At 71.9% G+C, this 10,715-nt stretch carries 12 protein-coding genes and 1 pseudogene; 9 read left to right on the top strand and 4 right to left on the bottom strand.

All coding sequences use genetic code 11. The features are described from left to right. Positions 1–36: 36 nt before the first annotated feature. Positions 37–681, bottom strand: a complete 645-nt coding sequence (locus ABZ780_RS23685) for a GGDEF domain-containing protein (RefSeq protein WP_357002047.1) — start codon at positions 679–681, stop codon at positions 37–39. A 268-nt stretch (positions 682–949) separates the two neighbouring features. On the opposite strand from ABZ780_RS23685, the gene ABZ780_RS23690 reads away from it, so the two are divergent. The 6 genes from ABZ780_RS23690 to ABZ780_RS23715 all read left to right on the top strand — a co-directional run bounded on the left by ABZ780_RS23690 (position 950) and on the right by ABZ780_RS23715 (position 6,036). Continuing rightward, positions 950–1,189 (top strand): DUF397 domain-containing protein, encoded by a 240-nt coding sequence (locus ABZ780_RS23690; protein ID WP_357002044.1) that lies wholly within the window; start codon positions 950–952, stop codon positions 1,187–1,189. Positions 1,190–1,326: 137 nt separating this feature from the next. Then, complete coding sequence (locus ABZ780_RS23695; RefSeq protein WP_357002042.1) at positions 1,327–2,214, top strand: helix-turn-helix transcriptional regulator; 888 nt, start codon at positions 1,327–1,329, stop codon at positions 2,212–2,214. A gap of 252 nt (positions 2,215–2,466) precedes the next feature. Continuing rightward, entirely contained in the window at positions 2,467–3,531 is a 1,065-nt protein-coding gene (locus ABZ780_RS23700) for a LacI family DNA-binding transcriptional regulator (protein WP_357002039.1), read from the top strand. Positions 3,532–3,533: 2 nt separating this feature from the next. After that, positions 3,534–3,737, top strand: coding sequence for a hypothetical protein (locus ABZ780_RS23705; protein ID WP_357002036.1), 204 nt, complete (start codon positions 3,534–3,536; stop codon positions 3,735–3,737). Positions 3,738–3,861: 124 nt separating this feature from the next. Then, entirely contained in the window at positions 3,862–5,367 is a 1,506-nt protein-coding gene (locus ABZ780_RS23710; protein WP_357002033.1) for a protein kinase, read from the top strand. Between the two features lie 33 nt (positions 5,368–5,400). Next, positions 5,401–6,036, top strand: coding sequence for a histidine phosphatase family protein (locus ABZ780_RS23715; RefSeq protein WP_357002031.1), 636 nt, complete (start codon positions 5,401–5,403; stop codon positions 6,034–6,036). Positions 6,037–6,078: 42 nt separating this feature from the next. On the opposite strand, the gene ABZ780_RS23720 is transcribed toward ABZ780_RS23715, so the two are convergent. Both ABZ780_RS23720 and ABZ780_RS23725 read right to left on the bottom strand, forming a co-directional pair. Then, complete coding sequence (locus tag ABZ780_RS23720) at positions 6,079–6,576, bottom strand: DinB family protein (RefSeq protein WP_357002029.1); 498 nt, start codon at positions 6,574–6,576, stop codon at positions 6,079–6,081. A gap of 26 nt (positions 6,577–6,602) precedes the next feature. Further along, positions 6,603–7,394: a helix-turn-helix transcriptional regulator gene (locus tag ABZ780_RS23725; RefSeq protein ID WP_357002812.1), complete on the bottom strand. Its 792-nt coding sequence runs from the start codon at positions 7,392–7,394 to the stop codon at positions 6,603–6,605. A 95-nt stretch (positions 7,395–7,489) separates the two neighbouring features. Between ABZ780_RS23725 and ABZ780_RS23730 the strand changes: the two genes are divergently transcribed. After that, complete coding sequence (locus tag ABZ780_RS23730) at positions 7,490–7,831, top strand: DUF1330 domain-containing protein (protein ID WP_357002027.1); 342 nt, start codon at positions 7,490–7,492, stop codon at positions 7,829–7,831. Positions 7,832–7,852: 21 nt separating this feature from the next. Here the strand turns inward: ABZ780_RS23730 and ABZ780_RS23735 are convergent, their stop codons facing one another. Further along, positions 7,853–8,635: a carbon-nitrogen hydrolase family protein gene (locus ABZ780_RS23735; protein ID WP_357487534.1), complete on the bottom strand. Its 783-nt coding sequence runs from the start codon at positions 8,633–8,635 to the stop codon at positions 7,853–7,855. On the opposite strand from ABZ780_RS23735, the gene ABZ780_RS23740 reads away from it, so the two are divergent. After that, positions 8,634–9,425, top strand: a complete 792-nt coding sequence (locus ABZ780_RS23740) for a DedA family protein (RefSeq protein WP_357002023.1) — start codon at positions 8,634–8,636, stop codon at positions 9,423–9,425. The two genes, ABZ780_RS23735 and ABZ780_RS23740, sit on opposite strands and share 2 nt — an antisense overlap. Before the next feature lie 952 nt (positions 9,426–10,377). After that, positions 10,378–10,715, top strand: a pseudogene (locus ABZ780_RS23745) (hypothetical protein); the annotation flags it as partial.

Below are 10,715 nucleotides of genomic sequence, written 5' to 3' on the forward strand. Positions count from 1 at the left end.
GCCGACCCGGTAGGGGACGTCAGGACGGTCAGCGCGCTACACCAGGCGGGTGCGGTCGGTGAGTTGGTGGGCCGGCCGGGCGCCGGAGAGGCTCTTCGCCTGGTACATGGCCGCGTCGGCGCGGCTGAGCGCCTCGGTGAGTTGGGCGGGGCCGGTCACCGGGGCGAGCCCCACGGAGGCGGTCACCCGGACGCTGCACCCGCTGAGCCGGATCGGTGCGGCGACGGTCTCGCTGAGCCGTCGGGTGGCGTGCTCGATCCAGCGCCGGTCGATGGTCGGGCTGGCGAGCAGGCCGGCGAACTCGTCGCCGCCGAGGCGGGCGACGAGGTTGTCCCCGGCGAAGCCGGCCAGTCGGTCGGCGACGCTGATCAGCACCTGGTCACCGGCGGCGTGCCCGTACCGGTCGTTGATCTGCTTGAAGTCGTCGAGGTCGAGCACGATGGCGATCAGCGGTTGGCCTGCGGCGTCGGTGAGGAGAGCGGCCGCGAGCCGGTAGAAGGCCCGCCGGTTCGGTAGCCCGGTGAGTGGGTCGTGGCTGGCGGCGTGCCGTTCCGCGGCGAGCTCGGCCTGGAGGTGCTCGATCTCGGCCTCGGCCCGCAGCGCCCGTCGACGCAGTTGCCAGGAGGACAGCAGCGCTCCCGCCGCACAGATGCCGGAGGCGACACTCATCGGATCCGGCACGAGACCTCCCATCGCCGCGACCGCCTCCAGCCGTCGGTCGACGCGGCGCGGTTGCCGCGTCGGGCCCAGTTGTCCCCGTTGGCGCCCCAGTTGGGGTCACTCAAAGTGAACGGATAAGCACCGATCACGTGCGTTATCATGCTCGCCGTCCGGTGCAGATGCAATAGCAGATGCACGTGCAGAACTGTCCGTCGTTGATACCGCACCCTCGCCGTCACCGCTCCTCCCCACGGGCATCGGCGGGCTCGTGACCAGAAAGACGCCTCTCATGCAGCAGCCACCCAATGGCGTTCCGATCCATCAGTTGCCCCCGCTGAGCTGGCAGAAAAGTCGTCGCAGCAACCCGAGCGGCAACTGCGTCGAAATCGCCGAACTGCCCGGGGGGGCGGGCATCGCCGTCCGCAACTCGCGGCATCCGGAGGGGCCGGCCCTGATCTACACAGTGGACGAGATCGCGGCCTTCGTGCTCGGCGCCCGCGACGGAGACTTCGATCATCTGATCAACTGAGCGGTCGGACAGGCCGTCCCGGGGATGGGACTGAATCGCCGGCCCGGAGGAGTACATCTCACTGTTGGTCCATGGCATGCTTACACGTCGGCCGGGCCGGATGCCCGACCCTGTGGTCGGTATGCGGAGGTCCGCACGTGACGATGGTTCCCGCCGAGGGCGGCCCGACAACCGGGCCAACCGTGCTGCGCATGTTGCTCGGTGCCCAACTGCGCCGGCTGCGGGAAGCCAGCGGGGTGACCCGCGAAGGCGCCGGCTGGGAGATCCGGTCCTCTGAGTCGAAGATCAGTCGAATGGAGCTGGGTCGCGTCGGCTTCAAGGAACGCGACGTGTCTGACCTGCTCACCCTGTACGGCGTCACGGACGGGCAGGAGCGCGACGCGCTGCTCAAGCTCGCCCGGGATGCCAACAGCCCCGGCTGGTGGCACCGCTACGGCGACGTCCTGCCCAGCTGGTTCCAGTCCTATCTGGGCCTGGAGGCGGCGGCCGCGCTGATCCGCAGCTACGAGGTGCAATTCGTACCCGGCCTGTTGCAGACCCGGGAGTACGCCCGCGCGGTCGTCCTGCTCGGGCACGGCACGGCGGACGCGGCCGAGATCGAACGCCGGGTGGCGCTGCGGATGCAACGTCAGCAACTGCTGCGCCGCGACGATCCACCGCAGCTCTGGGCCGTGGTGGACGAGGCGGCGCTCCGCCGTCCGATCGGCGGTGTCGAGGTGATGCGCGGGCAGGTCGAGGCGCTCATCGAGGCGACCCGGTCGCCCCACATCCGGCTCCAGGTCATCCCGTTCGCGGCCGGCGGCCACGCGGCGGCCGGCGGTGCCTTCACCATCCTGCGCTTCGGCGACCAGGAGTTGCCCGACATCGTCTACATCGAACAGCTCACCAGCGCCATCTACCTGGACAAGCGCGACGACCTCGACTATTACGCCGTGGCCATGGAGCGCCTCTGTGTCGAGGCCGAGCCGCCGGAGCGCACCCCGGAGATCCTCGGCCGGCTGCTGAAGGACGCCTACCCGGAGTGACGGGGCGGGCCCGCGGTCTCAGGCGTCCGTGCCGTCGTAGCGTGCTCGGGCCTCGTGCACCTCGGCGATGTGCGACTCGGCCCACGCCCTGATCGCCCGCTGCGCCGGAAACAGGCTCTCGCCCAGCGGCGTCAGCCGGTAGCCGTCTGGTGCTGGTGCCGTGACGCGCCGGACTGTGGCATTGACCGATGCCGACCCGTGACGCTAGTCTCTGGATCGATACAGTTCTGAATCGATGCAGAGAGGTGCCGGGTGAAGCCAACACTGCAAGCCGTGGCGGAGGCGGTCGGTGTCTCCCGCAGCACCGTGTCCAACGCCTACAGCCGTCCCGACCAGCTCTCCGCAGCCCTGCGCGAGCGGATCCTCGACGCCGCCCGCCAGCTCGGCTACCCCGGTCCCAACCCCACCGCCCGATCCCTGCGACGTGGCTTCGTCGGCTCGATCGGGGTGCTGTTCACCTCGCAGCTGTCGTACGCCTTCACCGACCCCTTCGCGATTCGCTTCCTCGCTGGCGTGAGTGGTGCCGCCGAGCGGCACGGCACCAGCATGTTGCTCGTGCCGCTGCCGCCGGGGCAGACCGACGCCCGACGGGCGGTGGAGAACGCCGCCGTCGACGGCTTCTGCGTCTACTGCGTGGCCGACGAGGAATGGGCGCTGGACGTGATCCGGGATCGCGGGCTGCCCTACGTCAGCACGGCTCCCCACGACGACGCCGGCGCAGACGAGCGGTTCGTCGGCATCGACGAGCGAGCCGCGGCGCACAGCGCCGCCGCGCACGTGGCCGGTCTCGGTCACCGCCGGGTGGCCCTGCTCGCCGACGGCGTGCTGCCCGACGCGCCGGCCGGCCCACTCACCCTGTCCGGGGTGCACGAGGTGTGGCACCCCACCACCCGCGGCCGGCTCGCCGGCTTCGCCGACGCGTTCGCCGAGGTCGGCGTCGGCTGGGCCGAGCTGACCCTGGTCAGCGCCCCGGGCAACAGCCGCCAGGCCGCGGCCGCCGCCGTCGCCGGGCTGTTCGACCGGCCCGCGCCGCCGACCGCCGTGCTCGCCGGCTCCGACGTGCTCGCCCTCGGCGTGCTCGACGCGCTGGCCCAGCGGCCGGGCGGCAACAACCCGCCGGTCTCGGTGACCGGGTTCGACGACGTTCCCGAGGCCGCGTCGGCCGGCCTCACCACCGTCCGGCAACCGGCCGAAGAAAAGGGCCGGATCGCCGCCGAACTGCTGCTCGACCCACCCACGGACCCCGCAGCCGGTCATGTGCTGCTGCCCACCGCACTCGTCGTCCGGGCCTCCACCGGACCTGTCCCGAGGAGTTGACCATGGAATTCCCGACCGGGTACGTCACCGCTCTCGACGCGATGAACCGACACATCAACTCGGCCCGACCGGACGCCCCGGTCCAGGTCGAGCGGCCCCGCCGGCCGTTGCTCGCCCCGACCCGCCAGGCCACCGCCGGCGCCCTGCGCCGGCTGGCCGACCGGATCCAGCCGCGACCGCTGCCGGCCACCACCCACTGCTCCTGACCAGCTCGCCAGGCCCGGTGCCACCCGCATAACCCCTCATATTTCGGTACGCACGGGATGAGCGGGTACGCACCGGGCATCGCGGGTGGTCGAGCGGGGCATGGCCAGGCAAACTGGTGAGGCCATGTCACCGTTCACGCCCACTCTCCGTCTCCACGACCGCTACGTGCTGCACGAGCGGATCGGTCTCGGCGGCATGTCCGAGGTGTGGCGGGCCGACGACGAGGTGCTCGGCCGGCCCGTCGCGGTCAAGGTGCTCGCCGGGCAACTCACCGCCGACCCGCACCTGCGGGCCACCATCCGGCGCGAGGCCCGCGCGGCCGCCCGGCTGACCCATCCGCACGTGACCCAGGTGTACGACTACGCCGAGGCGACCCTGGCCGGCGGGGTCGTCGTGCCGTACCTGGTGATGGAGCTGGTCGAGGGGCACAACCTGGCCGACCGGATGCGCTCCGGGCCGATGCCCTGGCCGGAGGCCGTCCGGGTGGCCGGGCAGATCGCCGCCGCGCTGGCCGCCGCGCACCGCATCGGCGTCGTGCACCGGGACATCAAGCCCGGCAACGTCATGCTCACCGACACCGGCGCCAAGGTGCTCGACTTCGGCATCGCCGCGCTCGGCGGGCTCGACAGCCGGTCCGGCGAGCCGGTGATGGGCACACCCGCCTACTTCGCCCCCGAGCGCCTCGCCGCCGGCCCACCCGACCCGGCCAGTGACGTGTACGCCCTCGGCGCGCTGCTCTACCGCACCCTCACCGGCCGGGCGCCGCTGCCCGTACAGAGCTGGGAGGACGCGCTGGAGGTGCACCGCCAGCGCACCCCGGTGACGCCGCCGCGGGTGCCCGGCCTGCCCGCCGACATCGCCGAGCTGACCGTCGCGTGCCTCGCCGCCGACCCGGCCCGCCGGCCGAGCGCCGCGCGGCTCGCCCGCCGGTTCGGCGCCGCCCAGCCGGTCGAGCCACCCACCGCGCTGCTGCCGTCAGCCCACCCGCCCACCGAGATGCTGCGCGTCCCGCCGTCGGCCCAGGCAGCCCACCCGCCCACGCTGATCGACCGTTCGGCGGCCCCTCCGGCCCTCGCGCCGGAGGGTGTCGCACCCCGTCGGCGTCGGTCCCGTCGGCCGCTCGCCGTGTTGACCGCTGGCGGCCTCGCGGCCGTGGTCGGGCTCGGCGCGCTGCTCGCCCAGGGCCTCAACTCGTCCAGTTCCCCGCCGCTCGCCGGCCCGTCGGCGACCTCCACCCCGGCGCCCTCGGCCACCACACAGTCGCCGACGCCGGCAGCACCGTCCGCACCACCCTCCACCAGCAGCGCACCGACTCCGACCCTGACCCCGACTCCGGCCTTCGGCCAGCAGGTGCCGGTCAGCCTGCGGCAGGTGACCAGCGAGTTCGCCGCGGTGCTCGCCCAGGCCCTGGCGCGTGGCGACATCGACCGCAGGACCGCCGAGGACCTGCGTGACGACCTCGACGAGTTGGACCGTCGGCCGCGCGACCGGGCCAGAAACGTCGCCGACCTGCGGGAACGCATCGCCGAGCTGGTCGAGCGGCGTGAGCTGCCAGCGCGTACGGCAGCTCAGCTCGACGCTCTGCTCACCCAGGCCAACACCGTCTCCACCGGCCGCACCGACGACTGATCCATCTGCCTGCCTCACTGGCATGATGGTCCGATGCGGACACGGCTGATCTTCGTGCGGCACGGCGAGTCGGTCCACCAGGTCGACGGGGTCGTGGGCGGCCCGCACGGTTGCCGGGGGCTGACCGCGTTGGGCCACGACCAGGCACATCGGCTGGCTCGGCGGCTCGTCGACGACTACGGCGCCGACCGGCCGGCGGCGGTCTACTCGTCGGTGCTGCGCCGCACCGTCGAGACCGCGCAACCGATCGCCGAGGCGTTCGGCGTCCGCCCCGTGGCCGACTGCGGTCTGTGCACCTGGCACACGCCGCCGTACGCCGACGGGCTGCCGATCACCCGCTTCCGGGCCGAGCACGCCACAGTGGGCGGAGGGTTGTTCCGGCCGTTCGAGGACGGCAACGAGAGCTGGGCCGAACTGGTCGTCCGCGTCAGCCGCGCGATCACGGAGATCGCACACCGGCACCGCGACTCCACCGTTCTGCTGGTCGGCCACACCGCGACCGTCGAAGGGGCCTTCCACGCGCTCGCCGCCCAGCCGCTGCACCGGCCCTTCGACCTGGCGGTGGCGCCTGCCTCGATCACCGAATGGACCACCGACCACGACACCGGGGGCTGGCCCCCGGCCCGCTGGACGCTCCGGCGCTTCGGCGACACCCACGGCGTGGCCTGAAGCGCGCGTCCGGTCGTCCTCGACGATCGACGCGCGGCCGCCCTACTCGTTCAGGATCTGCTCCCGGAGGATCTCCGCGTGCCCGCAGTGCTGCGCCAGCTCGCGGAGCACGTGGAGATAGACCCAGCGCAGCGGCAACGGCCCTCGCCGGTTGCCGCGCAGCACGTCGTCCAGGCTCAGGGAGGCCGTCGCGAGGCGGGACGCCGCACACGCCTCGCGGTGTGCCCGCTGAATGCTGGCGATGGTGTCGCCGTCGTCGAGGAGGAACGAATCCTCCGAGTTCGCCGGGATGCCGATCTCCGAGCGGGACCGGCACGTGACGGCCTCGTCGAACCACACCTTCTCGACGAACGTGGCGTGCTTCACCAGGCCCAGCAGCGTCGTGCGGGACGGCACCAACGACCGGCGCGCCTGCTCCTCGGTCAACCCGTCCAGACAGCCGTCGAGCGCGCTGCGGTGCTCCTCTATGAACGCCTCGAACTGCGCCCGATCGGGCGCGTTGACCACGTCGATGGCGAAGGTCGGCGGAAAGGAGGTCATGCCCGAAGCCTAGGACCACCCGCCTGCTACCCGGCGAGGGCCCGCAGTGTTTCGGTGGTCGCCGGGTCGGCCGGGAAGAAGGCCTCGACGGCCAACCCGGCGACGGTGACGTCCAGCGGCGTACCGAAGAGGGTGGTGGTGCTGAGGAAGGACATCTCCTGGTCGTCGTGGCGATACCGGAGCGGGACGACGACGCGCGACACCGCCGCGCTGATCGGCGCCGTGCGGGAGTTGCCGCCGGGATAGCCGCGAAGCTCCTCGTGCAGGTCGTGCAGGATCGGGTCGTTGGTGGTCACGGCCTGCTGGCGCAGCCGGCTGAGCAGGTGGGCGCGCCACTGGGGCAGGTTGAGGATGCGCGGGGCCATGCCGTCGGGGTGCAGGCTGAGCCGCAGCACGTTGACCGGTGGGCTCAGCAGGTGGGGCGCGGCGCCGGCGGTGAACAGGGCGACGGCGGGATTCGCCTCGACGAGGTGCCAGTGCTGGTCGACCAGCAGCGCGGGGTACGGGCTGTGCCCGTCGAGGATCTGCCGTACGGCCGCACGCACCGGGCCCAGCTCCGGATCGGTCAGCTCGTGACTGGAGTAGGCGGGCGCGTAGCCCCCGGCGAGCAGCATCGCGTTGCGCTCGGCCAGCGGCATGTCGAGCTGCTCGGCCAGCCGCAGGAGCAGTTCCGGGCTGGGACGCGACCGGCCGGTCTCCACGAAGCTCAGATGCCGGGCCGACACCCCCGCCTCGATCGACAGGTCGAGCTGACTCATCCCGCGCGTTCGGCGCCAGTCGCGCAGCAGCTCCCCGACTGGTCGCGTGGGCCGGGCCATCGTCGTCACGCCTCGACCCTAGTGACCGCAGCGGCGCACCCACCATTACCCGCGAGGTAATCGACAGCGCGCCAGGACCCCGAAATCATCTCCTCATGACCGCGTACGCGCTTGCTCACCTGCGCACCACATCCACCCACCCCGACGTGCTGGAATACCTGAACCGCATCGACGCCACCCTCGCCCCCTTCGGCGGCCGGTTCCTCGTCCACGGCGGCGCCGTCGACGTCCTGGAGGGCAACTGGCCGGGCAACCTGGTGATCATCGAGTTTCCGGACCTGCCCAGCGCCCGATCCTGGTACGACTCCAGCGACTACCAGCAGATCAAGCCCCTGCGGACCCGGCACCTCGCCGGCGACGTGCTCCTGGTCGACGGAGTCGAGCCCGACCACAGCTCAGCCGAGCTGGCGGCCAGTCTGCTCCGCCGAAGGGGGTGACCGCCTGCTCCGCCGAAGCGGTCAGCCGATGTCGGCCCGGGTCAGCTCGCCGGGCTCGGTGCCCGCCCGGGCGTACACGTCACCGCCCGGCGACCAGATCGCGGACCCGCCGGCCGCCTCGGTGTAGCCACCGCCGGTCGACCCCGCGAAGCTCGCCACCGCCACCCAGACCCGGTGCGTCGTGGCGATCCGCCGTGCCCGCTCGTCGGTCACGGCGGCGTCGCGCGCCGACTCCAGCACGCCCGCCGCGTACACGTCTATCCCCAACGCGGCCGTCTCCGCCGCCTGCTCGGCGACGCCGGTGTCCTTGCAGATCGCCAGGCCCACCCGCCAACCGTCCACATCGAGCACCGCCGGCGCCCCGCCCGGCCGGAACCGGCGGGCCTCCGCGTCCCCCAGCCACATCTTGCGGTACGCCACCGTCACGCCGTCGCCGGTCACGGCCAGCGTCGCGATGTGCTCACCAGCGACCGGAGCGCCAGCGAGAGCGAGGGTGCCCGCCTCGGCGCACGCCTCGACCAGCGGCGCCAACCGGGGATCGTCGACCGACACGACCGGGCCGTCCAACTCGTACCCCGTCAGTGACAGCTCCGGAAAGACCACCACCCGGGCGCGCGCCGCGCGGACCGCGGCGGCGTGCGCCCGCGCGTTCTCTTCGACATCCAGGGGTACGCACGGAGGCTGCGCCACCGCGATCCGCAGCGGGGTACGGTCTTGCGCACCCCCTACGGCGCTGTCGGCCCGCTCGGCCGGACTGTCGCCCTCATGGTCGACTCTCAGGATCGCTTCGTAGCGTAGGGGCATGATTCGAACGTCCCACGCCGTGCTCGCCGCCGGAACCCCCATCGCTGCGGCCGAACCGCCCCAGGATGGCCTTGTCGGCTACGTCAGCGACCTGGTGGAACGGCTCGGCGGGCCGGGCGCCGGCCTGGCGGTGGCGTTGGAGAACCTGTTCCCGCCGATCCCCAGCGAGATCATCCTGCCGCTGGCCGGGTTCGTCGCCGCGCAGGGTCGGATCAGCCTGGTCGGTGCGATCTTCTGGACGACGCTGGGTTCGGTGGTGGGCGCACTGGCGCTCTACATGATCGGCGCGTCCCTGGGGCGGGACCGGATGCGCGCCATCGTGGAGCGGTTGCCGCTGGTGAAGCTCAGCGACGTGGACCGGACCGAGGCGTGGTTCCTCCGGCACGGCGTGAAGGCCGTCTTCTTCGGCCGGATGATTCCGATCTTCCGGAGTCTGATCTCCATCCCGGCCGGGGTGGAGCGGATGCCGGTGCGGATCTTCCTGCTCTACACGACGCTAGGCAGCCTCATCTGGAACACCACCTTCGTGCTCGCCGGCTACCTGCTCGGCGACAACTGGCACCTCGTCGAGGGGTACGTCGGAGTCCTCCAGAACCTGGTGATCGTGGCCTGCGTGGCGGCCGTCGCCTGGTTCGTCGGCTCCCGCGTGGTGCGGGCACGCCGCGCCGCCCGCAACCCCGAACCCACCGAGCCCGCCGAGCCCGCCGGCCTGGGGCAGCGCGGGGTGCCCGACCCGGGCGGTCGGGGAACCCTGTACCGCAGCGGCGGGTGGACCCCGAACGGACGCTGACGCCGTACCGTCACCCAGAGCCGGCAGTCGGGAGGATCTCGGCTGGCGGCACCGCGCAGCGCGCCGGTTGCCGGGCGGTCGGTCGGGACGTCAGCTATCAGCATCAGACGTCGTCGGCGTCCGACATCCGGCGTTCCGGGCGTCGGGCGTCATCGGGTCGTCGGGTCGTCGGTGCCGGGCATCAGGAGTGGTCGGGGTCGGGCGTCAGGGTGGGCGTCGTGCGTCGTGCGTCGTGCGTCGGGCAGAGTTGTCGCCTGCCTGTCGGGCTGGATCCACGCGCCCGATGCAGAAGTTTGTCCGGTATGGGCAGTTGTGGGGCGTTGGTGGCCCAGTACTTCAGCCGTCGTCCGGGTCTGGTTGGGCCGTCCCAAAGTTGATCGACTCCACATCGCCGATATCGGGGTATCCGGGTGCCGTCGATACACCGATATCGGCGATGTCGAGTGGATCACCCCTCGCACAGCCGGTCTGACCGGAACCGCACCACGCACGCCGGGCGGGATGTCTGATTATGGGTGGTTTCTGGGTGTGACCGGTGGCATCCTGAGGCCGGAATGGTGGCGGCCCCGGACGGGTTACATACCCTGACGATCGCAGCACCACCGGCCGCCGGCCCGCCCCGCACCCGGGGTTGGAATGCCAGGCCGGGCCCGGTCGTTGTAATCCCTACGACCGACCGCACCGGCTCGACGGGCCACCCCGGAATGACCTCGGCCCCTCGGTCGTTACATCCCCCACGACCGGCCGCACCGGTTCGGCGTGTGGATGGGCCGCCCCCCGGAATGTGCCTGGCCCGCCGGTCGTTACACATGGACCCGGCGCCACGAGCCCCCCGCCCGTAGGCCGCCGACGTTAAGACTTTCCCCCGTTTGTGCAGCGCCGGACGAGGTGCTCACACCCGCGCCACCGTCCCCTGGTGGGTGGGTGTTCTTACCCCCGAAGGAGCTAACCCATGAACACGATTATTCGTAAGAGTGTGCTGTCTGTTGCTGGTCTCGCGTTCGCCGGTGGTGTGTTCGCCGGTCCGATCGCCGCCCACGCCGCCACCCCGGCCGAGGGCAAGCCCGCCGCGGTCGCGGTCCAGACCGCCAAGCCGCAGGGCGAGCAGTCCCGGATTCCGCTGAACGATGAGCAGACCGCGAACGTGAAGGCGATCATCGCCGCGACGAAGAAGGCTGGTCTGCCGGAGCGGGCCGCGGTGATCTCGATCGCGACGAGTCTGCAGGAGTCGAAGCTGGAGAACCTGGGTCACCTGGGTGACCGTAACGACCACGACTCGCTGGGCCTGTT

It is taken from the genome of Micromonospora sp. NPDC047467 (genome assembly GCF_040643095.1).
Lineage (GTDB): Bacteria > Actinomycetota > Actinomycetes > Mycobacteriales > Micromonosporaceae > Micromonospora.

What these genes read in the sequence shown, in the direction of transcription:
- ABZ780_RS23690 (WP_357002044.1), top strand. Translation starts at nt 950, where the DNA reads ATGCAGCAGCCACCCAATGGCGTTCCGATCCATCAGTTGCCCCCGCTG.
- ABZ780_RS23705 (WP_357002036.1), top strand. Translation starts at nt 3,534, where the DNA reads ATGGAATTCCCGACCGGGTACGTCACCGCTCTCGACGCGATGAACCGA.
- ABZ780_RS23710 (WP_357002033.1), top strand. Translation starts at nt 3,862, where the DNA reads ATGTCACCGTTCACGCCCACTCTCCGTCTCCACGACCGCTACGTGCTG.
- ABZ780_RS23715 (WP_357002031.1), top strand. Translation starts at nt 5,401, where the DNA reads ATGCGGACACGGCTGATCTTCGTGCGGCACGGCGAGTCGGTCCACCAG.
- ABZ780_RS23720 (WP_357002029.1), bottom strand. Translation starts at nt 6,576, where the DNA reads ATGACCTCCTTTCCGCCGACCTTCGCCATCGACGTGGTCAACGCGCCC.
- ABZ780_RS23725 (WP_357002812.1), bottom strand. Translation starts at nt 7,394, where the DNA reads ATGGCCCGGCCCACGCGACCAGTCGGGGAGCTGCTGCGCGACTGGCGC.
- ABZ780_RS23730 (WP_357002027.1), top strand. Translation starts at nt 7,490, where the DNA reads ATGACCGCGTACGCGCTTGCTCACCTGCGCACCACATCCACCCACCCC.
- ABZ780_RS23740 (WP_357002023.1), top strand. Translation starts at nt 8,634, where the DNA reads ATGATTCGAACGTCCCACGCCGTGCTCGCCGCCGGAACCCCCATCGCT.
- ABZ780_RS23735 (WP_357487534.1), bottom strand. Translation starts at nt 8,635, where the DNA reads ATGCCCCTACGCTACGAAGCGATCCTGAGAGTCGACCATGAGGGCGAC.